Below are 26,189 nucleotides of genomic sequence, written 5' to 3'. Positions count from 1 at the left end.
CTTACACAGACCCCCCGGCGGGCTCCAAACCGGGTCGCTACCTGGGGATGAACGCGGTCAGTGAGTCCGGGTTGGCGAGCGCGTCCCGGCTCACCGCGCGCTCCGGCGCCACCCCCGCCAGGATCTTCTTGACCGGGACCTCGCACTTCTTGCCGTTCAGGGTCCTCGGGACCTCGGTGACCACCACGAACCGGTCCGGGACGTGGCGGGGGGACAGTGCGGAGCGGAGGGCCTTCCTGAGCTGTGGCTCCACGACGTCCAGAGACGCGCCGGGAGCCAGCACCACGAAGCACAGCAGCTCGCCCTCGACGTCCGACGACGTGTCGATGACCAGGGAGTCCGCCACCTCTTCGAAGCCCTCCACGACGCTGTAGAACTCGCTCGTGCCCATGCGTACGCCGCCGCGGTTGAGGGTCGAGTCGGAGCGGCCGTAGATGACCGCCGACCCGCGTGGGGTGATGCGGATCCAGTCGCCGTGGCGCCAGGTGCCCGGGTACAGCTCGAAGTACGAGTCGTGCATCTTCGCGCCGTCGGTGTCGCCCCACAGGTACAGGGGCATGGACGGCATCGGCTTGGTGATGACCAGCTCGCCTACCTCGTCTACCAGCGGGTTTCCGTCCGGTGACCAGGACTCCACTGCCGCGCCCAGGGCGCGGCAGGACAGCTCGCCCAGCCAGACCGGGACGTCCGGGGCCGAGCCCACGAACGCCGTGCACAGGTCCGTGCCGCCCGAGACCGAGCAGATCTGGACGTCCTTGCCCAGCTCGTCGGCTATCCACTGGAAGCCTTCCTGGCTCAGCGGGGCGCCTGTCGAGCCCAGGGCCCGCAGCGCGGAGAGGTCGTGTGCGGCCGCCGGCTTCAGGTGTTGTTTCAGGCAGGTCTGGATGTACGGGGCCGAGGTGCCGAAGTACGTCACGCGGTGCTTGGCCGCGAGGCGCCACAGGGTGTCCAGGTCCGGGTGGGCGGGGCTGCCGTCGTACATCACCACCGTGGCGCCCACCAACAAGCCTGAGACCAGGTAGTTCCACATCATCCAGCCGGTGGTGGTGAACCAGAAGAAGCGGTCACCGGGGCCGAAGTCGGCGTGCAGGGCCAGCTGCTTCAGGTGTTCCACCACGATGCCGCCGTGACCTTGGACGATGCCCTTCGGCAGACCTGTGGTGCCGCTGGAGTACAGGACCCACAGCGGGTGGTCGAACGGGACGGGGTCGAAGTCGGGAGCGGCGCCCGGGTGGACGAACGTGCGCCACGGGATCGTGTCCGGGGCCGTCGCCTCGTCCGAGAGGTAGTCGATGAGCACGGTGGCGCGCAGTGACGGGATCTCGGCCTGGAGCTTGGCGATCGTCGGGCGGACGTCGAAGGCTCGGCCGTTGTACTTGTAGCCGTCCACCGCGAACAGGACCGCCGGTTCGATCTGGGTGAAGCGGTCGGCCACCGCGCGCACACCGAAGTCCGGGGAGCAGGACGACCACGTGGCACCGAGAGAGGCGGCCGCCAGGAACGCCACCAGCGTGCGCGGGGTGTTCGGGGCCAGTGCCACCACCCGGTCGCCGCGTTGGACGCCGACCGCCACGAGGCCGGCGCGGGCCGCGGCGACCTCGGCGCGCAGCTCGCCGTACGTGAGCTGGGAGGACAGGCCGTCCTCGCGTTCGAAGACGATCGCCACGTCGTCGTCGGCGCCCGCGGCGAGGGCCTGCTCGGCGTAGTTGAGCGTGGCGCCCGGGAACCACCGCGCGCCCGGCATGTCGGCTTTCGCCAGTACCCGGTCCGCCTGCGTGTGGAACCGCACCCCCAGGAACTCGGTCACCGCTCCCCAGAACGCCTCCAGGTCATCCGTGGACCACTCCCACAGCTCCTGGTAGCCGGCCACCTCGACGCCCCGCTCCGCCGCCAGCCACCGGCGGAACCCGGCCATCCTGCTCTCCTCGACGCGGGCTGGGTCCGGGCGCCACAACAACGTGGCCTGGTTGTCGGTCATGGCCCGTTCCTATCCCATATCGCGGGCCCTTGCCATGGTGTCCGCCCACACATCGCGCAGCTCGGGCGGTGGGCGGCGCCACCGGCCGTGCGCGTTCCGCCAGACGGTCGACAGCAGGTCGGCCAGCGCCTGCCAGTCCTCGGCGGCCGAACCCGGCAGGTCGAGCAGGTGGCCGACGGCCACGTCGGTGAGCACGACCTCGCCGCGGTGGTCCAGCACGACCGTCGATGGGCTGAGCGTGCGGTGGCGCACACCCTGCTCGTGGAGCGCGGTCAGCCCGGCGGCGACGCCGTCCGCCACCCGCACCAGCTCGTCGGCCGTCAGCCGCGCGCGGCGCAGCGTCCTGCCGAGCACGGCGTCGGCGGCGATCGCGACGCGGTCGTCCACGAGTACGTCCCGCACGGTGGCCAGGTTGGGGTGCCGGACAGCGGTGAGCAGGTCGACGTCGGCGCGGCGCACCCTCGGCCGCGACGTCAGGACGCGGACCGCGACCGGCACACCACGCGGCCCGGCGGCGATGTGTGTCATGCCGTACCGGTCGCCCCATGCCGGGTGGAGCAACCGGTAGCTGTCGGCAAGTCGGGTTGCCATGCCCCGAAGTGTCGGCAGTGGACACGTACGGGACATGTATTGGACGTGGATTACCAGGTCAGGGTTGACTGCCCACGTGGTGGACGAGTGGGGTGGCGGCTGGACCCGGCTGAACTCCGACGTGAAGTTCGCGTCGGGGTGGTTCGAGGTGCGCCGGGACGAGACCCGCAGGCCGGACGGGTCGGTCGGGCACTACGACCACGTGCTCGCGCCGCCCGCGGTGACCGTCCTCGCCGTCAACGACGGCCGCGAGGTCGCGGTCACCCGGCAGTGGATCTACACCCACGAGGAGCCGCAGTGGCGGCTGCCCGCCGGCCGGATCGACCAGCGCGACCACACCCCGGAGGCGGCGGCCCGCCGCGAGCTGGCCGAGGAGACCGGGGTGGTCGCGCGGCGGTGGACGGGGCTCGGCGCCATCAACTGCGCCGACTCGCTCAGCAACCACCGCGACCACGCGTTCCTCGCCACCGGGCTGACGCTCGGCGAGAACGACCTCGAGCCAGGTGAGGCCGACCTCGAGGTGCACTGGTTCCCGGCGGGACAGCTCGTCGGGATGACCCTCGAAGGGCAGCTCCCGCACGCGGGCAGCACGTTCGCGGTCCTTTCCGCAAAGGTGCGCGGCCTCCTCTAGAAAGCGTTTCCCGTTTCCTCCTTTATCCGGAAACGGGAAACTCATTGTTGTCCAGAATCGCGTCATGAATTCTCTTGGTAGGCGCCGATCCGGCGCCGGAAGAAATCCAAGGAGGAATCATGTCGAAGTCCCGTGCTGCCGTTTTCACGACGCGAATCGCACTGCTGGCAGGCACCGCGGCGATCGCGGTCGCACTCCCCTTCCTCGGCGCCACCTCGGCGTCCGCGGGCGAGGAGACGCCGCCCCCGCCGCCGACGACGACCGTGACCACCAACGGCCACCCGTGGAGCAACTGAGCCGGAATGCCGGCGCCGGGAGGGAATACCGGCGCCGGCACGGCATTGCGTCCACTTCGTCGCGGTGGTGTACTCGGCGGGAGAGCTGGGGAGGCACCGGTGACCGAGTTCGGCACATTGTTGCGGACTTTTCGGCTGGCGGCCGGTATGTCACTCGCGGAGCTGGCAAGGCAGACCAACTACAGCAAGGGTCAGGTCAGCAAGATCGAGAACGGGCGCGCGAAGCCCGCCCTCGGTTTCGCCAGGCAGTGTGACGACAAGCTGGGGACGGGCGGCGCGCTCGTCGCCGCGGTGCGGGCCGAGCCACGCCGCGTCGAGGCGCCGCCGCCCGAGGACGTCTGGGTGCTCGAGCTGGACGAGGACGGCACGCTGCGGTACGCGGAACTGCCGCGCAGACAGGTCCTCGCTGGCGCGGGGGCGCTGCTCGGCTACGCGATGACCCGCTCGGCCAAGCCCGCCATCGACGACGGGACGTTCGCCGTGCTCCGTGCGTCGTTCGACCAGCACCGCGCGCTCGGCACGATGGCGAGCCCGTCGCTGGTGCTCGCGGGGGTGATCGCGCACCTGCACACCTTGCGCACCCTCGCGCTCGACAACCCGGAGCCCATGCGGTCCGAGCTGGTGCTGCTCGCCGCGCGGGTGGCCGAGTACGCGGGCTGGATGAGCCAGGAGGCAGGCCGCGAAGCCGAGGCGTTGCGGTGGACCGACCGCGCGGTCGGCTACGCCGCCGACCACGACCCGCACCTGGCGAGCTTCGCGTGGTTCCGGCACGCGGAGGTCGCGCTGTACCGGCACGACCCGGCGCGGACGATCGAGCTGGCCCGGCGGGCGCAGCAGAACCCGGCGGCGGGGCCGCGCATCCTCGGGCTCGCCGCGCGGTGCGAGGCGCAGGGCCACGCGCTGGCGGGCGACGTCCGCGGCTACGAGGTAGCGCTGGACCGCGCAGCGGAACTGCTGTCCACCCACCAGCAGACCGAGGCACCGGTGCTGGGTCCGGCGTCCGTGCCCGACGACATCGCGCTGGTCCGCGGCTGGGCCCTGCACGACCTCGGCAGACCAAGGGAGGCGGCGGAACTGCTCGACCGGCAGCTGCCGGTGATCCCGGTGACCGCGCGGCGCGCAAGGGCGCGGTTCGGGGTCCGGCGAGCCCTCGCCCACGCCCTGACCAGCGAGATCGACCAGGCGTGCCTGGCGGCCAGGGAGGTGCTGGCGGACGTGGCGCTCGTCGACTCGGCGACCATCCGGGTCGATCTCCGTGAGCTGAACCGGACCCTGAACCGCTGGCACACGCACCGCGCGGTCAGCGAACTGCAGGGCGAGCTGGTCCCGTTGCTGCGTTAGCCGGCGCAGGCGCAGGTCAGTTTGTCCAGCTCGGCCCGGACCTCGTCCGCTTCCGGCAGGCCCAGTTCGGCGAACTCGCTCAGCGCGTCGTGCCAGTGGGCCGGGTCGTGGCGGCCGGTGTCGTGCAGGACCTCCGCGATGCGATGGGTCGCCCGCGCGCGTTGCACCCGCTCCCCCATGCCCGCGGACAGGTCGAGCGCGGCGCGGTAGGCGTGCAGCGCGGCCTGGTGGTCACCGACCGCGCGGGCGGTCTCGCCCCGGTCGAGGTACAGCTGGGTACGCAGGTTGGGGTCGACGACGAGGTCGGCGAGGTTCCGCGCCTGCTGCTGGCAGGCCATCGCCTCCTCGTAGCGGCCTGCCAGGCGGTGGGTGTTGCCGAGGTTGTTGAGCGCGTACGCCTCGGCGCCCGGGTCCCCCAGCTCGACGGCCAGCTCGCGGGCCTCGGTGTGGTGGGCCAGCGCGTCGTCGAGCCTGCCGAGGCGCTGGCGCACGTAACCGAGGTTGTCGAGCGAGTGCGCGAGACCGGGCCGGTGGTCGATCCGGCGCAGCAGCTCGATCGCCGCCAGGTGCTTGCGCTCGGCGTCGATCAGGTCGCCTCGGCGCTCGCTGACGAGCCCGAACAGGTCGAGTGCGTGGGCGTGACCGCTGGCGTCGCCGGTCTTCTCCCACCGGTCGAGTGCGGTGGTCAGGTGTTCCGCGGCGGCCGGGAAGTCGCCGATCATGTACGCGTTGGTCGCGATCGCGACGAGCGTGGTGGCCTCACCGCGCACGTCGCGCAGCTCGACCCACAGGGGCAGCGCCTGCTCGGCGAGCGCACGCGCCTCGGTCAGCGCGCCGGAGTTCCGCCTGGCCTCCGACAGCCGCAGCCGCACGTTGGCGAGGCCCATGGTGTTGCCGTCGAGGACGTCGGCGGCGCGCTGCAGTGTGTCGGTCCATTCGCGCAGGTGACCGCGGACGTAGAGGTACCGCCACAGCAGGACCGCGAGCCGCCAGGCGTGCTCGGGCCGGTCGTGGGCGGCGGCGTGGCTGACCGCGGCCACGAGGTTGTACCGCTCGTCGTCGAGCCAGTCCATGGCCGAGTCACCGTCGCGGAACGACAGCGCGACCGGGCTGGTCACGGTCGGCTCGGGCTGGCGGTCGCGGTCGAACGGGAACACGGTGGCCACCGCGACGGCGGTGGTGGCCAGGTAGAAGTCGAGCAGGCGGTCCACCGGGGTGACCGGGTCTTCCGGTGGGTGGGCGGCGAGGACGTAGTCGCGGAGGGGGTCGAGCATCTGGAAGCGTTCGGGGGCGGACTCCTCCAGGAGGCTCACGCGGTGCAGGTCCTCCAGCAGCCCACGGGCCTTGCGGATCCCCATCAGTGCGGCCGCCCCCGGTGCCGACAGGTCAGCGCCGGGGGCCAGGGCGAAAACCCGGAACAGGGTCTGTTGTTCCTCGGTGAGCTGGTCGTAGGACACCGTGCAGGCCATGGTCGCGGCGTGCGGGAACGTCGTGTCCGGGCTGACCGCCGGGACCTCGCGCAGCAGGTCCAGCAGGTGGGTCAGCGGCCAGCGGGTGTGGCGCTGGAACTGGGCGGCGACGAGGTGGATCAGCAGCGGGACCTGGCCACACAGGGCGACCACCTCGCGGATCTGGTCCACGTGGCCGTGCACGCGTTCCGCGGTGACCAGTTTGCGGAACAGCTCGACGGCCTCGTGCGGGGGCAGGGGTTCCAGGCGGATGTGCTCGGTGGCCATCAGCGCGCCCTGTTCGCGGCTGGTGATCAGCGTGAGGGTGCCGCCGAGCAGGGGTTCGACCTGCTCCTCGGACGCCGCGTTGTCGAGGACCACGAGGGTGCGGGTGCCGTCGACCGTCGAGCGGTAGAGGTCGGCGCGGGCCGCCGTGTTCTCCGGGATGGCTTCCGGCGGGACGCCCAGGTCGGTGAGGAGTCTCGCCAGCGCGGCGGCGGGGGTCGCGGGGGCGACGTTCGGGGTGAAGCCGGTCAGGTCGACGAACAGGCGGCCGTCCGGGAACACGTCGCCGAGGCGGTGCGCGGCGCTGACCGCCAGCGCGGTCTTGCCGACGCCGGGCATGCCGGAGATCCACAGGACCGACGGGCCGTCCTCCACCGCGGACCGGGCGACCGAGTCCACGAAGGCCAGCTCGTCGGCGCGGCCGGTGAACCTGTTCTGCCGCATCGGCAGTGAGCTGAGCCGGTCGCCGTACTGGGCGCGGCGCATGGTGTCGCGCAGCTCACGGGACACGTCCATGCCGTACTCGTCGAGCGCGTCGCGGGTCTGGTGGTACACCTCGACCGCCCGCACGTGGTCGCCCGACTGGATCAGCGCCCGCATCAGGGCCGCCGCGATGCGTTGCTGGCTGCGGTCCTCCTCCCACACCGGGCGCAGGCGGTCGCGGATCCGGCGGTGCTGACCGGCCGACAGCTCCAGCTCGGCCAGGTCGACCAGCGCGTCGACGCGTTCCTCCTCGGACGGCATGACCGTGGGGCCGCCGACCCGGTCGACGTCCATGTCGGACAGGAACCGGCCGCGCCACAGGTCCAGCGCCTCGTGGAAGGTCGCCGCGTCGTTCGCCGTGCGTGCCCGCGCGCACAACGTGCGGAAGCGGACGACGTCGATCAAGTTCTCGTCGAGGCGCAACAGATAGCCCGTCGGGGTTTTGTCTATCACTACCTCGGGGCTGTCCTTGAAGACTTTCCGCAGCCGGGCGATGTAGCTCGTGATCAGGTCGGAACGGGGTTGTTCCTGTCCGCGCCACACGTATTCCTGCAGGTATTCCCGGGTCACCGCCCGGTTGGCGTTGAGCAGCAGGATGACCAGCACGTAGCGCTGTTGGAGGTCACCTGGGTCCACCGTGGCCCCGTCGTGCCAGACCTCGAACGGGCCGAACAACCGAAAGTCCATATCTGATCCAGATCTGGTGCGGGTGCGTTCGTCATCCTCCCCGGCGGGAGGGTCAAGAATGCCAGAACAAATACTGCCGTTTTACGTGGTGTGCGACCAGTCGTACTCGATGACCGACCACCTCGACGCGTTGAACGACGGGTTGGCGCAGCTGCACGCCGCCGTCGGCACCGATCCCGTGGTGGCCGACAAGACAAGGTTCTGCCTCATCGGGTTCGCTGGAAACGCCGAAGTGTTACAACCGCTGTGCAGTCCGAGCGACGTCGTGAACCTGGTCGGCCTTGCCACGCAGGCCGGCACGAACTTCGGTGCGGCGTTCGCGCTGCTGCGCGAGACCATCGAGGACGACGTGGCCGCGCTGAAGGCCGACGCGCACCAGGTGTACCGGCCCGCCGTGTTCTTCCTGTCCGACGGGCACCCCACCGACCCGGCCGCCTGGCCAGGCGCCTACGAGCGGCTCGTCGACCCGGACTGGGCCGCGCGGCCCAACATCATCGCGTTCGGGATCGGCGACGCGGACGCCGCGACCATCGGCCGGATCGGCACGTTCCAGGCGTTCATGAGCCGCGGCGGGGTCAGCCCGGCCGCCGCGCTGCACGGGTTCGCCCGCGCGCTCACCACGTCGGTGGTCCGCTCCGGCAGCGACGGCGACCTGCTGCTGCGCGTGCCGACGCAGGTCGCCGGATTCACCGCACTGAGGGTCGATCAGCTGTGATGACCGACGTCTGGGGTGACAGGGGCGTGTTCCGGCCGAGGGAGCTGGGTGTGCCGTCCCGCGCGGCCGGGCAGCCGTGGCGGCTGGACACGGTCACCGACGTGCCGGACACGGTGATCGAGGCGGCGCGCGTCGGCACGCTCGAGGTCAGGGCGGCCTCGACGCGTGGTGCCGGGCACCGCAGCCGCGGCGAGGTGCGGCAGGACGCGATGGGCGTGACCGACCTCGGCGGCCGGTACGTGCTCACGGCCGTCGCGGACGGTTTCGGGGCTTCCTCCCACGCGCACCGGGGCGCGCAGCTCGCGGTCCGCCACGCGATCGGCTACCTGGCGTACGCACTCCCGGGCGCGGACCTCGACGTGGTCGACATGATCACCGCGCTGCGGAAGGCGGACCGCGCGGTGCGGGAGGCCGGGCCGAACCCCGAGTGCAGGAGGACGACGCTGACGGTCGCGGCCGTGGAGCTGGGCTGGACCGGGCAGGGCCACCGGTACCGGGCGATGCGGATCGGCGACAGTCCCGCGATGGTGCTGAACGACGGGGCGTTCCTGCCGCTGTTCGGGAAACGCGGTGCGGAGTCCGACCTCCTGCCGTCGCCGCGCGGCTCTGCCGACGGGGTGCGCGGAGTGCTGCGACCGGGTGAGGTGCTGGTGGTGGCGTCGGCCGGACTCGGCACAGCCGTGCGGGATTCGGCCGTCGGCACGTACCTGGCGAGCGCGTGGGCGGAGGTCCCCGGCCCGGTCGCGTTCGTCCACCAGCTGCAGTTCGACCTCCGGGCGTTCGACGACGACCGGACGGCGGTGGCGGTGTGGGCCCGTTAGGGGACGCACAGCTCACCGATCTGGCAGCGGCGGCAACGGTCGCGGAAGGCGGCCAGGGCACGGTGTTCCGGCTGGCGCGGCCGGCGGGGACCCTGCTGAAGCTCTACCACCGCGAGGTGGCCGTGCTGGCGGGCGAGCTGGCGCGGCTGATCGACCTGCCCGCGCGCGAGACGGTCGCGACGCGGACGGCGTGGCCGTCGGGCCGCGTGTTCCACCGGGGCCGGTGTGTCGGGCTGCTGATGCCGGCGGCCCCCGACCGGTTCACGACGACGATCGCGGGGCGGCCACGGCTCCTTGAGCTGCAGTTCCTGCTGTATCCCCGGCGGGCGATGTGGGCGGAGCTGGCGCTGCCGACCGAGGACGAGCGGCGTGGGCTGGCGGCCGGGTACCTGGAGCTGTTCCGGGAGCTGCACCACCACGACGTCGTGCTCGGGGACGTGTCCATGCGGAACCTGCTGTGGACGCTGTCCGGCGGTCCCGGGGTGTTCGCCATCGACTGCGACGGGTTCCGGGTCGCCGGGCGGCCACCCGCGGTGCGGCCGGCGGACACGGCCGGGTGGGCGGATCCGGCGGGCCCCAGGGAGCTCACGCTCGACACCGACCGGTACAAGCTCGCGCTGCTGACGTTGCGGATCCTGCTCGGCAACCACCGGGTGACGCCGGAGGAGGTGCGCGGGAAACCGTTGCTGCGCGGGCGGCTCGGGCCCGCGCTGTCGCTCCTGGCGGCCCGCGCGGCGGAACCGGGCAGGAGACCCGCGGCGGAGTGCTGGCTGGCTGCTCTGTCGTGAGTGGGCAGTGCGATGCGGCGTGCTCGGGGTGGCCGCACCGCGCTGTTTCCCGTTTCCTCTCGACGTGGCACCGGGAAACGGGTATCCGGTGGTGTCCCCCGCGACGCATCCTTGGTGTGCCAACGAATTCGCGGAGGAAACGATGAGCATCCTCGTCTCGCTCTCTGGCATGGTGCGGCTGGTCGCACTGTGCTTCGTGCTGGGCATCGCGCTCGGTGTGTACGTCGGGCTCGGCGACGCCCCGGACGTCACCCCACCCGCCCCGGCGGACACGACATCGCACGTGGAACGGCTGGCCGCGCCGAACTGAGCACCGATGCGGGAGGAAGAGACGATGGCCACGCAAGCCGAGCTGGTCGGTGACCTCAAGGCGCTGCGCAAGGGTCGCGGCCTGTTCGCGGGCAACGTCGCCGACCGCGTCGGCGGCACACTGCGCGACCTGTGCGGCGTGACCGACGAGGACGGGCCCGGCGAGATCCGCTACCGGGTCGCGCGCCGCGTCACCCGCCTGGCCACCGGCCTGCCGGACGACCTGCGCGTGGCCGTGCTGGCCGCGTTCGGCGTGCTCCCCGCCGCCCGGCACCCGCTGTACCAGGACCGCGTCGCGTGGGTGGCGGACCGCATCCACCGCGAACCACGCACCGCGCGCCGCCGCATCGACGAGGGCATCCACCAGCTGGCGCAGCTCGCCTGCACACCGCAGCGCGCCGGCACGCCACCGGGTGCCGGCTGGCACACCGAGGAGACCCGCGTGCTCGCCATGCTCGACCGCGCCGCGCCGGAGGTGCTCGAACACCACCGCGTGGTGGCGGGACAGGACGTGACGGAGCTGGAGCTGCCGGTGCCGCCGGGCAGCGAGGTGGCGTACGGCGGCACGCTGCGGTCGGGGGTGCTGACGCTGCCCGCGCCACTCGGGCCCGGTGACACACACGAGTTCGCGCTGCGGACCCGGTTGGCGGTGCTGCCCCGGCAGCTGGTGCACGTGCCCGGCAGGCAGTGCGACTTCCTGGAGCTGCGCGTCCGCTTCGACCGCGACCGCCTGCCCCGCCGGGTGTCCCGCCTGCCCGGCGGCGCGACGGCCGTCCAGGTCGACCGGGCGGGCGAGATCCGCCTGACGTTCGCCGACCTGACACGCGGCCTGACGTACGGCGCCCGCTGGGACTAGTGCTGTGTAGGTCAGCAGCGATACTCGCCGCCATCATCGCGGCCGGGCGTCAGTCCTCCGGCACCGGCATGGGCTCGCCGCAGCGCGGGCACGTCGTGGGCGGGTCCTCGTCAGCGAGGGCGCCGCATTCCGGGCACACGCGGGCGAGCCAGCACACCGACTCGCCGCCCTCGTCCGTCACTCCGTCATTCTGCGTCAGGTGCGAAGTAGCCCGCCAGGTCGGCGATCAGGTTGATGGTGCCCGCGTTGTTGAACAGCCACACGTCCCGGTTCGGGCCGAGGGCGACCGACGACAGGTTGGGCAGGATCTGGCCCGCGGTCAGGTTCAGGTTGGACGTGGTCGGGCGGGCCGGGGTGGCGCTGGTCTTCGGGTAGGCGCTCACAAACGTGGCCACCGAAGGCGACACGCCCGTCAGGTTCATCACCGCGGCCGTCGCCCCGGCTGGGATCGGGCCCGACATGGTCAGGGGCACCGCTGTGCCGCCGCCGCTCACCGGGGTCCAGTTCGTCGTCGCGGTGCGGGTGTCCAGGACTCGCATCGGGGACAGGGCGATGAACTTGGCTCCGCTGTCCGGGCCGTAGTAACCCGCCAGGTCGGCCAGCAGGTGCACCTGGCCGGAGTTGTTGTACAGGTCCACCGAACGGTTCGTGCCCAGCTGGACCGTGACCAGGTTCGACGTCGGGCTCGCCGAAGCCAGGTTGAGGTTCGACGCGTTGGGGCGGGCGACACCGGTGGGCCACGCGGTCACGAACGTCGACAGCGTCGCGCCGACACCCGTCAGGTTCAGGGTCACCGCGGTCGCCGATGCGGGCACCCGCGACGACAGGTTCAGCGTGACCTTGCCGCCCGGGCCGACCGCGGCCGTGGACCTCGTGTCCAGCACGCGTTGCGGTGCCAGCGCCGTGTTCAGGCCGGGCGCGTCGGTCGCGTACCAGCCCGCCAGGTCGGCGAGCACGTGCGTGCTGCCGGAGTTGTTGTACACCTGGACCTTGCGGTCGGCGTTGAGCTGCACGGTCACCAGGTTCGGGCGGATGTCACCCGCGACCAGGTTCAGGTTCGACGCGTTCGGGCGCGTGGCGCCGGTCGGCCACACCGTCACGAACGTGTTGGCCGTCGCGATGCCGGTGACGTTCAGGACCGCCGCGGTCGCGGTCGCGGGGAGGCGGGACGACAGGTCGACCGTGACCGAGCCGCGTGCGCCCAGCGGACCCGAGCCGCGGGTGTCGAGGACTCGGGTCGGGGCGATCGCGGTGTACCCGGAGGGGTCGGACGCCTTCGTCGCCAGCGCGGCCAGGGCTTCCTCGCCGCCGCGGACGTAGTTGCCGTCGACGGGACCGGTGATGCCGGGGACCGTGGTGGTGGCGCTGTACTGCCACAGCTCCCAGTTCGACCAGCCGGCTGGCAGGGTCGGGGTCGTCGGGTTCGACGACCACGACGCCACCCACAGGGGGTACGACGCGAACGCCGAACTGTTGCCCATGCACTCCTGCCAGAACGCCGGGGCCGTGTAGACGATCGGGTCGACACCCGTGCGGCGCTTCACCACGTCGACGAACTCGCGGACCCAGCTCACGAGCTGCGCGGGGGTCTTGTCGTAGCAGCGGTTCGCGGTGTCGTACGGGTTGGTCTCGATGTCGATCGCGGGGCGGAGCGTCTTGCCGTTCGGCGTGAAGTTCGCGTAGTCGAGGAAGTAGTTCGCCTGCTCGGTGGCGCCGGAGTCGTTGGGCGTCGCGAAGTGGTACGGGAACGAGTACATGCCCGCCCCCTGCGCACCGCTCATGTCGGACGCGTAGAACTCCTGCTGGTCGTAGTTGCCCTCGGTCGCCTTGACGCCGACGAACCGGACCCCGCTGCCCGCGACCTGCGACCAGTCGATCGGGGTGTCGTGCTGCCACCTCGACACGTCGATGCCGCGCACGTAGTCCGCCGCGATCCGCGCCTGCGGCCGCCCGTCGAACTCCTCAGCCGCCGACCGGCCGTGCGTGTTGTCCACATTGTCGCGGACCACGCCGCCGACCACCGGATAGTCGGCCTCGTCGGCACTCGCGGCCGGTGCGACGGCCAGTAACCCCGCCGACGCCGCCGACGCCACCGTCACCGACAACACCGCGCCCAGCCATCGCCCCATCGACACGTGCTCCCCCTCGAGTGGCCTACCTCTTCGCCTCTCTATCGCTGTTGGGGCGCAAGGGTTACACCCGATCGCGCGACTTCCGGGGAATTGTCGTCATCGTCGTGGTTCGTGGTGAGAATCGCCACAATCGGGAGCGCCAGAGCCGCGGCCGCGAGCACGAACACCGGGAACAGGAAGCTGAACACCTCGACACCTTCTGGGTCCGGAGCCGCCGGGTCGAGCCGCACCGAGACCGCCGCCATCCCGACGTAGTGCATGCCGGTCGACGCGAGGCCCAGCACCCCACCGGCGAGCAGGCGCATCGGCAGCCGGTCGACGGTCACCGCGCACCACAGCGCGGCCGTCGCGGCCAGCACCGCGATCACCACGGACAGCACGACCAGCCCGGCGTGGTAGCTCGTCGTCCCCTTCACGCTGATCGCCCACATGCCGGTGTAGTGCATGAGGATCACCGCGAGACCGGTGACCAGCCCGGCGACCGCGAGCCGCCACGGCACGAACCGCTGGCCCAGCACCACCAGCCCGCAGAACACCGCACCGACCGCGAGCACCGCCGACAGCAGCGTCTTGGCCACGTCGAAGCGGATCGGCGAGCCGGGGGTGCCGAAGCCGAGCATCGCGATGAAGTGCATCAGCCAGATGCCGACGCCACCGATGGACAGCGACGCCAGCACGAGCCACGCCATCCGCACGGTGTTCGTCGCCGCGTGCCGGGACTGCAGCGTGCACGTCAGGCCGATGGCCGCGCCGGCGAAGGACGTGACGTAGGCCAGGAACAGCAGCCAGACACCCATCTCGAAGTGGTTGACCATCGACAGACCTCTCAGTACCGGCGGGCGGGGAGCCGTGCATCCACAGTGGACAGGGCGTGCTCGCTCGCGGCGATGAGGACACCCTTCGTCGACTCGGCCGAGCGGGCGTCGCAGGTGATGATCCGGACATCCGGGGCGATCTGGAGCGCCTCGCGGACCTCGTCGGCGGTGAAGCGGCGGGCTCCTTCGAACTCGTTGACCGCCACCAGGAACGGCACGCGGCGGGACTCGAAGTAGTCGATCGACGAGAAGCCGTCCGCGAGCCGGCGCGTGTCGATCAGCACCACCGCGGCGATCGCGCCGCGCGCGATGTCGTCCCACATGAACCAGAACCGCCGCTGGCCGGGCGTGCCGAACACGTACAGCACGAGGTCGCCCGTGAGCGTGAGCCTGCCGAAGTCCATGGCGACCGTGGTCGCGAGCTTGTCCGGCACGGCCGACAGCTCGTCGACGCCGACGCTCGCGCTGGTCATCAGCGCCTCGGTGCGCAGCGGGGTGATCTCCGACATGGCGCCGACGAACGTGGTCTTCCCGACCCCGAACCCGCCTGCCACCACGATCTTGGCCGACGTGATGCGCTTACTTCGCCCGTAGTCCACTCAGGACCCTCTCGATCAGCTCGCGCCGCTCCGCGTCGTCCGCGTCGTGGGCAAGAGTGGCCTCGACGTGCACCAGACCCTCGGCGACGAGGTCGGCGACCAGTACCCGCACCACCCCGAGCGGCACCGCGAGGTACGCACCGAGCTCGGCGACCGACCGCGGCTGCAGGCACAGCTGCGTGATCGTCCACGCCGCGCTCGTCAGCCTCGGCGGCAGGTCGCGACCGGCCGGTGTGGTCACCACCCGCGCCTCGACCGCGATGTCGACCGAGGGTTGCGTGCGCCCCTCGGTCCACGAGTACGGGCGGGCCAGCGCCGGTGGCGGCCCGGCTCGGTCGGCCTGGTCGTTGACGTCAACCACGTCCGCCTCAGCCCTGCTCCGAAGCTCCGCGGACAGGGGTGTCGACCATGCGGCCGACCCGGTCGACCAGCAGCGTCATCTCGTACCCGACGAGCCCGATGTCGCAGCCCGCCGCGGCGATCACCGCGAGGTGCGAGCCGTCGCCGACGCTCATCAGCAGCAGGAACCCGCCCTCCATCTCGATCACCGACTGCACGACCCGGCCCGCCGTGAACAGCTGCGCCGCGCCGACCGTCAGGCTCGTGAGCCCCGCGGACAGCGCCGACATCTGGTCCGCCATGTCGCGGGGCAGCCCGTCGCTCGCCGCGACCAGCAGACCGTCCGCGGACACCAGCACCGCGTGCGCGACACCAGGAACCTCTTGTGTGAACGCGGAAACCAGCCAGCCCAGCGACGGCTCGGTGGCCGTCGTCGCATCCGTCATCTCGTGTGCTTTCCCCTCGTTGTTCATCCCGCTGATCCCGGTTCCTCGCGGGCGCGGCGCGCGGCCAGCACACCGTCGTAGTGCCGGGAAAGGTTGTTCCGGATCGACTCCGGGTCCCGGAAGCCGGTGTGCGACTCCGTCTGCTGCCGTTCGGTGGGCAGGGCGCGCGCACCGGGCGTGCGGACCGGGAGGCCGTTGGCCGTCGTGGCGGGCAGCGCGGGCTGCTGGGGCTGGTCGACCGGCACGGTCGGGGTGAGCCACTGACTCCGGTCGGCCTCCTCGGGCACCTTCTCCTCCGTGAACCAGCTGGACTCGGCGGAGGCCTGCGCGGGCCCGGCGAGTGCGAGTGCGGGTGCCGGGGACCAGGACGACGCGGCGGCGAGCTCCTTGCGGGCGGGCACGGCGGCGGTCAGCGTGGTGGCGACCATGCTCTCCGGGGTGGTGCCCGCGATCACCAGCGTGCCGGGCACGTGGATGCTCGCAGTGATGCCCGCCCGGGACGCGCGTTCGAACGTCGGTCGCAACCGGACGGTCACGCCGTGCCGGGACGCGAGGCGGCTCACCACGTACAGGCCCATGCGGCGGGTGGTCTCGGGGTCGACCGCGTCGCTCGACGCGAGCCGGGAGTTCGCGGCCGCCATGTCGTCCGGCGCCATGCCGAGTCCGGCGTCGACGACCTCGAACAGCAGCCCGCCGTCGGCGCCGCGGTCGGCGGACAGCACGACCTTGCGGTCCGGCGGCGAGTAGCGGGTCGCGTTCTCCAGCAGCTCCGAGAGGATGTGCACGACGTCGGCGGCGGCGCTCGCGCGGACCGAACCGGTCGGCGCGTGCGCGAGCGTGATGCGGCTGTAGTCGTCGATCTCGGAGGTGGCCGCCCGCAACAGTTCCACGACGGTCACCGGTGACGTGTCGCGCCGCGCGGGTACGCCGCCCGCGAGGACCTGGAGGTTCTCGCCGTTGCGGCGCAGGCGGGTCGCGAGGTGGTCGAGCCGGAACAGCCCGGCGAGCCTGCGCGGGTCCTGTTCCTCGGCTTCGAGACCCTCGATCACCTCGAGCTGCGACTCGACGAGCGTCTGGCTGCGGCGCGACAGCGTCATGAACATCTCGCTGACCTGCCTGCGCAGCTCGGCCTGTTCACCGGCGAGGCGGACGGCCTGTTCGTGCATGTCGTCGAACGCACGCGCGAGCTGGCCGATCTCCTCCGTGCCGCGGACGGGCACGGCCTGCACGGACGTCCAGTCGACCTGTTCACCGGCACGCACCCGCTCGACGGTCCTCGGCAGCTGTTCGCGGGCGGCGTGCAGAGCGGCCTCCCGCAGCTTGCGCACCGGCGACAGCAGCGACCGCGCGACGACCAGTGCCACGGCGAGCGCGGTCAGCAGCGCGGCGATCACGATGGCCGCGTCGCGCAACGCGGCCGACCTGGCGTCGTTGGTGCGGGCGGCGACCGTGTCGGCGAGCGAGGTGACGAGGTCCTGCGACAGCTCGCGGACCCGTTCGGTCGCGGCCTGCAGGTTCGGCAGCAGCGCCCGCAGGTCGACGGACCGCGGGTCGACCACGGCCTGCTGCAGCGCGGCACGCCGCGCGGAGGACGAGTCGGTGGCCGCGGCGAAATCGATCGCGGCCTGCTCCGGGAGGTCGAGCTGCAGCTGTTCGCCGAGCACCCGCTCCTCGGCGGCCGACTGCTGCGCGGCCGACGCGATGGCTCGGTTGCCGGGCGCGGTCGCGTGCCGGATCAGCGCTTCCTCGGCGGAGAGCGAAGAACGGAGCAGGAGCAGCGATCTGACCGAAGTGGACAGGTCGTCGAGGTCACCGCTCTGCGCGACCTCGACCACGCCGGGCACCAGCTCGGTGAGGCCGTTGACGACCTCCTGGTACGCGGCGAGGTCCGTGACCGGGTCGCCGACGTCGTTGCTGGTCTGCACGCGCACCGCGGCGAGCCTGCCGAGCGCGTCGGACAGCGTCCGGTCGACCTCGGCAGGCAGGTGCGCGAAGTCCACGGCGTCCCGCACGGTGACGACCTGCCGGTCGACGGCGGCCCGCTCCGATCTCAGCCGCGGCCGGTCGGCCCGGTCGTTGACCACCGCGGTGACCATCTCGTCGACGACGAGATCGGCGAGCGTCAGTGACTGGCCCAGCACGGCCATCTGGTCGCGGATCGTGCTCAGCCGGTTGGCTTCGTCCAGTTTCGACTGGACGCGGACCGCACCGAGTACGAGCGCGATGATCGCGGGCAGCAGCAGCACCGCCGCCACTTTCGTTCGCAGACTCCAGTTGTCGATGCGCCAATTCGTGGAGGCGCGCGTACGCGACTCCAGGGCCCCGCTGCCCATCGTGATCCGCCTGACTTTCGGCGTGGGTGATTTGCGTTACGTCCCTACCTGGCCTGAGCACACAATCGGAAGCGGAGGTCCGTGTCAAGACACGGTTCGGAAATTGACGGACATGACAAGATCTTCCACGTTGCACAGCACACCGCTGGCCACCGTCGTCACTGACTGTCGGGGGTCGAACACTCGGAACCAGCGGTCTCGAGTTCCGTATTGGGTGTGTTGATGATTCGCAGGATTTCTGCTGCCCTGGTGGCGCTGCTCGCCACCGGTGTGGTCACCGTCGGCGCCGCGACCCCGGCGACAGCAGCGGCATCGCCGCAGATCTTCGGCTGCGCGGACGGCGCGGCACTCGACTACGTGGTCCCGGCCGGGGTGACGAGCGTGCGGGTCCGCGCGGAAGGCGGCGGCTCGGGCGGCGTCGTCGAGGCGACCGTCGAGGTGGAACCGGGCCAGGTGCTCGGCGTCATCACCGGTTGCGCGGGCGGCGCCGGCTACCACTGGGGTGGTGGCGGCGGTGTGTCCAAGGACGGCACCTGCGCGGACGGCTCGCCTGGTGGCGGCAGCAGCGCGGTACTGACCGGTGACTTCGACCAGGTGATCGCCGAGGCGGGTGGTGGCGGCGGCGCGGGCGGCGACTGCGCGGGAAACACCGGCGGCACAGGCGGTTCCGGTAGCCAGGCGGGAACTGACGGTGCCGCGGGCCCGGGTCCGCGGCCGGCGAACGCCGGGCGTGGCGGGGTCCGGGCGACCGGGCTCGGCGACAACGGACGGCCGGGCCGCGGCCGCACCGGCGCGGGTGGTGGCGGCGGTGGCGGTGGCTGCCGCGGCGGCGGCAGCGGTCAGGGTGGCGTGAACCAGGCGGGTGCCGGTGGTGGCGGCGGCAGTTCGTGTGCCGGTCCGCTGGCGTCGTCCGTCTCGTTCGGGACGGGTGGTGCCGGGCAGGTCGTGATCAGCCCCGAGCTGCTGACCGCGACCAACACCGGTTCGGACGTCATCGACGCCAACGGCAACGGGCGCCAGGACATCGGCGACCGGGTCGACTACGCGGTGACCGTCCGCAACGACGGCGGTGTCGCGGTCGGCGGGATCGCGGTCTCCGCACAGCTCGGGTCGGTGGCGCTGCCGCTGACCTGCGAGTCGTCTCGCACGCTCGCGCCCGGCTCCGCGCTCACGTGCACCGCGGCACACACGCTGACGGCGGCTGATGTGACCGCGCGCGGGTTCACGATCACGTCGGTGGCGATGGCGACCTCCGCGGGCGGCACGGCGCTGACCGCGACGGCGTCCCGCACGACGAAGCTCAACCCGGTGCCGGGCATGACGCTCACGCTCGACGCGGCGGTCACCGACACCGACGCCGACGGCCGCACGGACCGCGGCGACGTGGTCCGGTACACGGCGACCGCGATGAACACCGGTGGTGCGGTGCTGCACGCGGTGGCCATGACCGGTGGCTGCACGGCACCCGCGTTGATCATCGGCGAGTCGGTGTCGTGCACGTCGACGCACGTGATCACGGCCGAGGACATGGAAACCGGCACGGTGGCGGCGGCCGCGGACGCGTCGGCGTCCACTCCGGACGGCAAGCCGGTGGCTGCCCCGACGGCCCACGCGGCCACGCCGATGACGCAGGTGGCCGCGCTGGCGGTGACCAACACCGTCACCTCGGTCGAGGACGCCGACGGGGACGGCCGCGTGGACAGCGGCGACGTCGTGCACTACACGATCGGCGCGACCAACACGGGGACCGTGAACGTGTCCGATGTGGTCACGGCACTGCCGTTCCTGTCGTGCGCACCGGAAACCCTTGCCCCGGACGAGGTCCAGACCTGCTCCGGTACGTACACGCTGACCCGGGCGGACGCCGACCTCGGCACGGTGACCCACACCGCGTCGGCGACGGGCACGTCGGTGGTCGGCCCGGTGACGGCGGCCCCGGTCGCGGCCACCACCGAAGTTCCCGTCGTGGCAACGCTTTCCCCGGCGGTGACCACGGTCGTGGTGGACAGCAACGAGAACGGGCTCACGGACACGGGCGACGAGCTGCGGTACACGATCGAGCTGACCAACGACGGCACGGTGACGCTGTCGGACGTCGGCGTGGCGGGCTTCTCCTGCGTCTCGGCTTCGCTCGCAGCGGGCGGGTCGACGTCGTGCACGTCCGCTCATGTCGTGACGCAGGCAGAGGTCGACGGGAATGCGCCGGTGGCGCTTTCCGTGACGGCACAGGGCACGGCACCGTCCGGCGCCGTGGCGTCCGCCCCGGTGACGGCGTCGACCGCGGTGAGCAGCCTGCCGGAGCTGACGGTGACGACGCGCGCGGAGACCGACGGCAAGGCCGTGACGTACACGGTCGTGGCGACGAACACGGGCACGGTGACACTGCACGATGTGACCACAGTGGACTGCGCGGCGGCGGTACTGGCCCCTGGCGAGTCCCTGGACTGCGCCGGCACGCAGGCAGTCACGCAGGCAGACCTGGACCGCGGTTTCGTGATGACGGTGGCCGCCGCGACGGGCACGACCCCGTGGGGCGACGAGGTGCGGTCGGACGCCGGCTCGGCGATGACGGAGCTGTCGCAGGAGCCAGGCCTGACGGTGACGAACACGGTCGCGGTGACAAGTTCGACGCTGACGTACACGGTGACGGCGACGAACAGCGGCAACGTGACGCTGACCGACGTCCGGCCGGCGCTGTCCCCGGCGCGGCTGACGTGCGCACCGGCGGAGCTGGCCCCGGGCGCCCGGATGACGTGCCAGGCGACCTACGAGGCGACGGGCACGGTGACGGCCACCGCGACGGCGACGGGCCGCACCCCGTCGGGCTCGTCGGTGACGGCAGACCCGGTGTCGGTGACCACGACGGTGTCGGTGCCGTCACCGGCGCCGACCCCCGCGCCGGTGCCCCAGGCCAGCGGTGGCCTGGCATGGACAGGCGTGACCGCGGTGACCGAGATGATCATCGCGGGCGTGGTGGTGCTCGCGCTGGGTCTGGGGCTGCTCCTGTTCACCCGCCGCAGGCGGCGCGACCAGTAGCAGCCCCCGCACTCACCCGGAATCGGTGACGCCGCGCAACCCCATGGCTTGCTCCCTCCACATGCTCGGAGCAAGCATCGGGTTGCGCGGCCGTCACCACGAGTGCTCTTCAGGTCAATGTCCCCTTTCGGCCAGGCCCGAAGTTGTCCACAACCGACCCGGTTATCCACAGCTGGGCACAGGCGCTCGCTTTTCCCGGCCCGAACTGGTAGACTGGCAAGGCGGGACGCCCCCGGGACAGGGTGGGGGTTGCGTTCCGGCCGGTTTCGGTTCTGGGTGGGCGCGGGTGGCTGTCAGAGCCAGCCCCTCCGCACCGCCGCCACCCCCGCCGCGAACCGGCTGTCCACGTTCAGAATCTCCAGCAGCGCACTCACATGCCGCCGCACCGTCCGCACCGCGGTGCCCGTGTGGTTCGCGATCGACTCGTCCGTCAGCCCGGATGCCAGCAGCGTCAGCACCTTGTGCCGAGCGGGCGTCAGCTCGTCCGGCACCTTGCCACCGATCGGCGTGGTGTCCGGCGCGGTCCACATCGCGTCGAACCACTCCGCCAACAGCTTCAGCAGCGCGGGCGACTCGATGTGCAGCGCCCCCTGCGCACCGGTGTGGTCGATGGTCACCAGCGCGACCGTGTCGTCCACGTGCATCATCTTCAGCGGCACCGTCTGCCGAACCCGCGCCTGCTCACCCGCCCGCACCGACTGCTCGATGCTGTAGGACCCCCAGGTGTCCGACGCGTGCGGCGCGTCGTACAGCATCCGGAACTCCACACCCGCCGCGATCGAGTCCGGCGGGGGCAGCAGCAGGCCCTCCGTCGTCGGTTCGTCGCCGGAGCGCGCTGTGAACGTGGCCCGCAGCAACCTGCGCGGCGACCGGTACAGACCCGCCGCCAGCCGGGCCATCTCCGCGCGGTCCCGGACCGCCCGGACGTCCGAGGCTTGCAGGTCACCGTCGGTCAGGCCGCTGACCGGGGACACCAGCGCCGCGAACCGCTGCCACGTCCCCGCCAGGTCCGTCTGCAGCGCCGCGAGGTGCCGGTGCTGGCGATCGAGCAGCCTGCGCAGCGCGATCGACGGGTGCACGGCGCGAACCAGCCTGCCGTCGCCGTGGCCCGCGAACGTGATGACGCCCGCGTCCAGCAGTTCCCGCGCGGGCTCCTCGGCCAGGTCGAACTTGTCCGGACCGACACCGACCGGCAGGTGCACGGCGTCGTGCAGGCGGTCGTAGGCCGCCGCGGCCTCCTCCGACACGAGCCCGGCGAGAGTCCTGTCCGTCACCGCCCGGCCTCCTTCCATCCACACTGGATCATGACGCCGTCCTGACAGGTCCGGCACACCCGCCCGAGAACGTAACCGGTGCGCGGACTCCTGTGACCGCCACGCGGGCGGCGTGCGGCAGCGGTTCGCCCGGCGTCAGGGCTCCGTTGTACCGGCGGGCACGGTCCATGTGAGACTCACCCCGTGGTGCTGACCGCCGTTCTCGACTACGTGGGTGTCGCGACGTTTGCCATGGTCAGCACGGTGGCCGCGCGTGATCGGCGGCTCGACCTCGTGTCGGCTGCGATGCTCGGCACGGTCGCGGGGATCGGCGGCGGCACGCTCCGCGACCTGGCGCTCGACCGGACCGTGTTCTGGCTGCACGACCCCGGTTACCTGTACGTCTGCGTCGGCGCGGCGACGCTCGTGTGGTTCGTCGGCGCCGGGCCGAGGCGGCGGCAGACGCTGCTCTTCCTCGACGCCCTGGGGATCAGCTCGTTCGCGGTCGTCGGCGCGCTGATCGCCGGGGAGGCAGGCGTGTCCGCGCCGGTGGCGGTGGTGATGGGCATCCTGACCGCCACCTGCGGCGGGATCCTGCGGGACGTGCTCGCCGGTGAACTCGCGGTGCTGGTGCGCAGGGACATCTACATCAGCGTGGCGATGCTGTCCGCGACGGTGTTCGTCGTGGCGACCGAGCTGAGACTGCCACCGGTCCCGGCCGCGATCTGCGGGGCCGCGGTCGGGACCGTGCTGCGCGTGCTGGTGATCACGCGCCGCTGGCAGCTACCTGCCCCGCCACGCGCCTAGAGCCCGGTGTGTGCCGTGAAAGCGCCTTTCACGGCACCACCAGACGACCCGGCCAACGCACCTAAGGCAGTACCGAGCCGGCGGTGTCGCGGACCGAGTCCGCGGCGCTGCGGGCGGCGTGCTTGGCCCGCCACGCGGCCGACGGCTTGCCGTGTGTGTCGGCCGCCGCGAGGAGGAGACCGCCCAGCAGGCCCACGTTCTTGAAGAAGTGGACCTGCTGCTGGGCGCGCTCCTTCGGGTCTTCCTTCTCCCAGAAGCGGTGGCCGGCGAGTGTCGTCGGCAGGACGCTCCCGGCCAGCACGAGCGCGGAGAACCGGGGGAACTTGCCGAGGGCGAGCGCGATCCCGGCACCGATCTGGGCGGCGGCGTTGATCTTGACCAGGGACTCGGTGTCGGTCGGCACCTTGTCGACGACCTTGTCCGGGACCTTGTCGAGCACCTGCTCCGGGACTTTGTCGATCACCTGGTCGGCCGCCTTGCTCACGAGCGGATCGGCGGCCTCGACGCGGGATGCTGGGTTGCGCAGCGTCTCGATGCCGCCGGACACGAAGACGGCCGCGAGCATCGGGCGTGCGATCCGGCGCAGGATCATGGACTCGAACCTCCCTGTTGGTCAGAAGCCGGACTTACCCGCAAACACCCCCGCTCACACGCCGAGCCGCACCGCCAGCTCGGTCAGCCGCCACGTGCCCGGGTCCGGTGCCCGCACCGGTTCGCCCGCCAGCACGAGGTCGCGGCCGAGCAGCGCGGCGAGCGCGACCTCGGTCTGCACGCGTGCGTGTGCCGCGCCGAGGCAGAAATGCGGGCCGTGGCCGAAGCCGAGCTGGGTCGCGGCGCCGCGGCGGACGTCGAAGCGGTCCGGGTCGGCGAAGACCTCCGGGTCGCGGTTGGTGGCGGCGATCGCGACCGTCACCGGCTCCCCGGCCTCGACCACGACGCCGTGCAGGTCGACGTCCTCGGCCGCGAAACGCGGCACGGTGAGCAGCTGCGGGCCGCACCAGCGCATCAGCTCGTCGACCGCGCCCGGCAGCAGCGACCGGTCCGCACGCAGCTCCGCCAGGTCCGCCGGCCGGGTCCACAGCTCGGCCACGGCGTTCGCGATCAGGTTCGCCGGGGTCTGGCCCGCGAGCACGATGTGCCACACGAGCGTCACCAGTTCGGTGTCGGTCATGCGGTCCTCCGCGCGGATCAGGTCCGCGAGCAGACCGGTGTCCGGACGCGCGGCGACCACCGACTTCGCGCCCTCGACGATGCCGGGGATCGCCTCGCCGAGCCTGCGGACGTCGCCGGAGGCGATGATCGCGCCCCACTCGACCCAGTCGCCGCGGTCCGCTTCCGGAATGCCGACCAGCTCGCAGATGACGAGCATCGGCAGCGGCTTGGCGACGTCGCGGAGCAGGTCCGGCTCCGGTGGCAGGCCCGCGAGGAGCTTGTCGACGACGGGTTCGATCGACGCGCGGAAGTCCTGCGCGCGGCGCGCGGTGAACGCGGGCGCGGCGAGCCTGCGCAACCGCAGGTGGTCCGGGCCGTCCATCTCGGACATGGTCCGCAGGTAGGGCTGGTACTCGTCCGGCACGCCCGGGATGCCGGCGAAGCTGGCGGCACGGATCGCGAACCGCGGGTCGGTGAGGAAGGCGCGCGCGTCGTCGTGCCTGGTCAGGGCCCACATCGGCATGCCGGGGATGCTCAGCCGCACCACCGGGCCCGCGTCACGGGCGCGGCTGTAGGCGGTGAACGGGTCGGCGATGACAGCGGGATCGGTGAGGTCCACCTCGTACATGTTCACTCCATATGTTCAGATCATATGATCTCATCATCTGAATGGTGACGATATCTTGTCAACCATGAGCCGCCTCACCAGAGCGGAGGCGCAGGAGCGCAACCGCACCCGGGTGCTGGCCGCCGCGCGCGACGAGTTCGCCGAGCGCGGGTACCGGGACACCAAGATCGACGTGATCGCCGAGCGGGCCGAACTGACGCGCGGGGCCGTCTACTCGAACTTCCCCGGCAAGCGAGCGCTGTACTTCGCGGTGCTGGCGGACCTGGCGGAGCGCGCGCCTGCGCCCGACGTCGAGCCAGGCCGGACGACGGGTGACGCGCTGGCGGCGCTGGCGCGGGCATGGCTGTCGCGGTTGCCGATGACCGACGAGTCCGCGCGGCTGGGCATGGACGTACTGCCGGAGGTCATGGCCGACGAGGCGACGCGGCGGCCGTACGCGCAGCTGCTGGCGCTGGACGCGGTGCTGCTGGGGCTGGCGCTGGAGCGGCTGCGGCCGGACGGGCGGCTGGTGCGCGTCGCGGAGACGGTGCTGACGGCGCTGCACGGCGCGAGCCAGCTGGCGGCCGCGGCGCCGGGGTTCGTGGAGCCGTTCAACGTGGTGAACGCGTGCGCGCAGCTCGCGTACCTGGACGTGGACGACGAGTGGCTGGAGCTGCCGTTCACGACGCACGCACAGGCGGTGGACGTGCCGTGGCAGCCGCCTGACGCGTGGGACTCGGTGCGCGGTGCTCCGGTGTCGCTGGAAGCCGACGGCATCGTGGCCGTGCTGGGGCTCGGCCGTGCGTCGGCGGTGGAACACGCGGTGCGCGCGGCGCCGGACGCGACGGTGACGGCGGTACTCGTGTCGGGGTCGCCGCGGGAGCTGATCCCGCTGGCGCGACTGGCGGTGGCGGAGCTGACGGGATGCCTGCGGCACGCGTTCCCGGAGTACGCGTGGCCGCGGCTGCGCGTCGTGTGCGACGGGACGGGTTCGCTGGCCGCCGCGGCCGGTCTACCCGCGGTGAGCGATGCCACGGAAGTGGCCGTCCGGATCGCTGGCGGCCGGGTCGTTTCGCGCGCGGAGGGGTACGGCGCGTGTCATGTCGTGGCGGCCGCACACGATCGGGTGAGCGGACGTTTGCGCAGGTAGAAGGCTGGGCAGCCCTGGCGCTGAGATCGTTCCGCGCACGGAAGGAGTTCGGCATGAGTGGGTTCGACGAGGCCAAGGACAAGGCTCAGGACTTCATGGGTCAGGCGAAGGAGAAGTTCGGCCAGCAGGACGACCAGAACCAGGGCGAGCAGAACCAGGGCGACCAGCAGGACGAGGGCCTGTCCGGCCGGGGTGACGACCTTCGCGGCAAGGCTTCCGACGCCATGGACAACGCCAGGGAGCGTTTCGGCAACTGAGGCTCGCGGCACCGCGGGTCTCAGCTGACGGCTT

General features: G+C 71.9%; 25 protein-coding genes. 12 read left to right on the top strand and 13 right to left on the bottom strand.

The features are described from left to right. Positions 1-37: 37 nt before the first annotated feature. Positions 38-1,978 (bottom strand): acetoacetate--CoA ligase, encoded by a 1,941-nt coding sequence (locus FHR82_RS15815; RefSeq protein ID WP_184811127.1) that lies wholly within the window; start codon positions 1,976-1,978, stop codon positions 38-40. A gap of 9 nt (positions 1,979-1,987) precedes the next feature. Continuing rightward, positions 1,988-2,569, bottom strand: a complete 582-nt coding sequence (locus tag FHR82_RS15810) for a protein kinase (RefSeq protein WP_184811126.1) — start codon at positions 2,567-2,569, stop codon at positions 1,988-1,990. Between the two features lie 64 nt (positions 2,570-2,633). Between FHR82_RS15810 and FHR82_RS15805 the strand changes: the two genes are divergently transcribed. The 3 genes from FHR82_RS15805 (at position 2,634) to FHR82_RS15795 (ending at position 4,837) form a co-directional block, all read left to right on the top strand. Beyond that, positions 2,634-3,200 carry an NUDIX domain-containing protein gene (locus tag FHR82_RS15805; protein WP_225944028.1) on the top strand — a complete coding sequence of 189 codons (567 nt, stop codon included), beginning with the start codon at positions 2,634-2,636 and terminating at the stop codon, positions 3,198-3,200. A gap of 119 nt (positions 3,201-3,319) precedes the next feature. Then, entirely contained in the window at positions 3,320-3,496 is a 177-nt protein-coding gene (locus tag FHR82_RS15800; protein WP_184811124.1) for a hypothetical protein, read from the top strand. 99 nt (positions 3,497-3,595) lie between these two features. Next, positions 3,596-4,837 carry a helix-turn-helix domain-containing protein gene (locus FHR82_RS15795; protein ID WP_311771102.1) on the top strand — a complete coding sequence of 414 codons (1,242 nt, stop codon included), beginning with the start codon at positions 3,596-3,598 and terminating at the stop codon, positions 4,835-4,837. Here the strand turns inward: FHR82_RS15795 and FHR82_RS15790 are convergent. Continuing rightward, entirely contained in the window at positions 4,834-7,740 is a 2,907-nt protein-coding gene (locus FHR82_RS15790) for an AfsR/SARP family transcriptional regulator (RefSeq protein ID WP_184811122.1), read from the bottom strand. The genes FHR82_RS15795 and FHR82_RS15790 overlap by 4 nt on opposite strands. A gap of 58 nt (positions 7,741-7,798) precedes the next feature. Here FHR82_RS15790 and FHR82_RS15785 point away from each other — a divergent pair, with 58 nt between their 5' ends. The 5 genes from FHR82_RS15785 (at position 7,799) to FHR82_RS15765 (ending at position 11,229) form a co-directional block, all read left to right on the top strand. Continuing rightward, positions 7,799-8,455, top strand: a complete 657-nt coding sequence (locus tag FHR82_RS15785; protein WP_184811121.1) for a vWA domain-containing protein — start codon at positions 7,799-7,801, stop codon at positions 8,453-8,455. Next, positions 8,455-9,276, top strand: a complete 822-nt coding sequence (locus tag FHR82_RS15780) for a protein phosphatase 2C domain-containing protein (protein WP_184811120.1) — start codon at positions 8,455-8,457, stop codon at positions 9,274-9,276. The genes FHR82_RS15785 and FHR82_RS15780 overlap by 1 nt, the downstream gene beginning before the upstream one ends. Next, complete coding sequence (locus FHR82_RS15775) at positions 9,264-10,064, top strand: hypothetical protein (protein ID WP_184811119.1); 801 nt, start codon at positions 9,264-9,266, stop codon at positions 10,062-10,064. Before FHR82_RS15780 ends, FHR82_RS15775 begins: the two co-directional genes overlap by 13 nt. A 142-nt stretch (positions 10,065-10,206) precedes the next feature. Next, entirely contained in the window at positions 10,207-10,374 is a 168-nt protein-coding gene (locus tag FHR82_RS15770) for a hypothetical protein (protein WP_184811118.1), read from the top strand. A gap of 24 nt (positions 10,375-10,398) precedes the next feature. Continuing rightward, complete coding sequence (locus FHR82_RS15765; protein ID WP_184811117.1) at positions 10,399-11,229, top strand: hypothetical protein; 831 nt, start codon at positions 10,399-10,401, stop codon at positions 11,227-11,229. Positions 11,230-11,278: 49 nt separating this feature from the next. Here the strand turns inward: FHR82_RS15765 and FHR82_RS46080 are convergent, their stop codons facing one another. From FHR82_RS46080 to FHR82_RS15735, 7 genes are read right to left on the bottom strand one after another with little or no spacing between them, the layout of a single operon-like run. After that, complete coding sequence (locus tag FHR82_RS46080) at positions 11,279-11,410, bottom strand: DUF8122 domain-containing protein (protein ID WP_260418057.1); 132 nt, start codon at positions 11,408-11,410, stop codon at positions 11,279-11,281. 4 nt (positions 11,411-11,414) lie between these two features. Further along, positions 11,415-13,358 (bottom strand): GH25 family lysozyme, encoded by a 1,944-nt coding sequence (locus tag FHR82_RS15760; RefSeq protein ID WP_184811116.1) that lies wholly within the window; start codon positions 13,356-13,358, stop codon positions 11,415-11,417. A 41-nt stretch (positions 13,359-13,399) separates the two neighbouring features. After that, positions 13,400-14,176 carry an MHYT domain-containing protein gene (locus FHR82_RS15755; RefSeq protein WP_184811115.1) on the bottom strand — a complete coding sequence of 259 codons (777 nt, stop codon included), beginning with the start codon at positions 14,174-14,176 and terminating at the stop codon, positions 13,400-13,402. A gap of 11 nt (positions 14,177-14,187) precedes the next feature. Continuing rightward, positions 14,188-14,775 (bottom strand): GTP-binding protein, encoded by a 588-nt coding sequence (locus tag FHR82_RS15750; RefSeq protein ID WP_311771101.1) that lies wholly within the window; start codon positions 14,773-14,775, stop codon positions 14,188-14,190. Then, complete coding sequence (locus FHR82_RS15745; protein WP_184811114.1) at positions 14,756-15,136, bottom strand: DUF742 domain-containing protein; 381 nt, start codon at positions 15,134-15,136, stop codon at positions 14,756-14,758. Before FHR82_RS15745 ends, FHR82_RS15750 begins: the two co-directional genes overlap by 20 nt. Before the next feature lie 7 nt (positions 15,137-15,143). Continuing rightward, complete coding sequence (locus FHR82_RS15740; protein ID WP_184811113.1) at positions 15,144-15,560, bottom strand: roadblock/LC7 domain-containing protein; 417 nt, start codon at positions 15,558-15,560, stop codon at positions 15,144-15,146. A 23-nt stretch (positions 15,561-15,583) separates the two neighbouring features. Then, positions 15,584-17,806 (bottom strand): sensor histidine kinase, encoded by a 2,223-nt coding sequence (locus FHR82_RS15735; protein WP_311771100.1) that lies wholly within the window; start codon positions 17,804-17,806, stop codon positions 15,584-15,586. A gap of 309 nt (positions 17,807-18,115) precedes the next feature. Here FHR82_RS15735 and FHR82_RS15730 point away from each other — a divergent pair, with 309 nt between their 5' ends. Further along, positions 18,116-20,929 (top strand): CLIPPER-2 domain-containing protein, encoded by a 2,814-nt coding sequence (locus FHR82_RS15730; RefSeq protein ID WP_184811112.1) that lies wholly within the window; start codon positions 18,116-18,118, stop codon positions 20,927-20,929. Positions 20,930-21,222: 293 nt separating this feature from the next. Here FHR82_RS15730 and FHR82_RS47420 read toward each other — a convergent pair whose 3' ends face one another. Continuing rightward, the gene (locus FHR82_RS47420) at positions 21,223-22,203 is read right to left on the bottom strand and encodes a helix-turn-helix transcriptional regulator (protein WP_184811111.1); all 981 of its coding nucleotides are present in this window, start codon (positions 22,201-22,203) and stop codon (positions 21,223-21,225) included. 183 nt (positions 22,204-22,386) lie between these two features. Between FHR82_RS47420 and FHR82_RS15720 the strand changes: the two genes are divergently transcribed. Next, complete coding sequence (locus FHR82_RS15720) at positions 22,387-22,989, top strand: trimeric intracellular cation channel family protein (RefSeq protein WP_184811110.1); 603 nt, start codon at positions 22,387-22,389, stop codon at positions 22,987-22,989. A gap of 61 nt (positions 22,990-23,050) precedes the next feature. On the opposite strand, the gene FHR82_RS15715 is transcribed toward FHR82_RS15720, so the two are convergent. Both FHR82_RS15715 and FHR82_RS15710 read right to left on the bottom strand, forming a co-directional pair. Next, entirely contained in the window at positions 23,051-23,581 is a 531-nt protein-coding gene (locus FHR82_RS15715) for a DoxX family membrane protein (protein WP_184811109.1), read from the bottom strand. A gap of 54 nt (positions 23,582-23,635) precedes the next feature. Next, entirely contained in the window at positions 23,636-24,769 is a 1,134-nt protein-coding gene (locus tag FHR82_RS15710; protein ID WP_184811108.1) for a cytochrome P450, read from the bottom strand. Positions 24,770-24,833: 64 nt separating this feature from the next. Between FHR82_RS15710 and FHR82_RS15705 the strand changes: the two genes are divergently transcribed. Next, positions 24,834-25,898 (top strand): TetR/AcrR family transcriptional regulator, encoded by a 1,065-nt coding sequence (locus tag FHR82_RS15705; RefSeq protein WP_184811107.1) that lies wholly within the window; start codon positions 24,834-24,836, stop codon positions 25,896-25,898. A gap of 53 nt (positions 25,899-25,951) precedes the next feature. Beyond that, positions 25,952-26,155, top strand: a complete 204-nt coding sequence (locus FHR82_RS15700) for a CsbD family protein (RefSeq protein WP_184811106.1) — start codon at positions 25,952-25,954, stop codon at positions 26,153-26,155. Positions 26,156-26,189 lie beyond the last annotated feature (34 nt).

Origin of the sequence: Actinophytocola algeriensis, from assembly GCF_014203735.1 — a bacterium.
GTDB classification, from domain to species: Bacteria; Actinomycetota; Actinomycetes; order Mycobacteriales; family Pseudonocardiaceae; genus Actinophytocola; species Actinophytocola algeriensis.
This window is presented reverse-complemented; position numbering and strand designations above follow the sequence as displayed.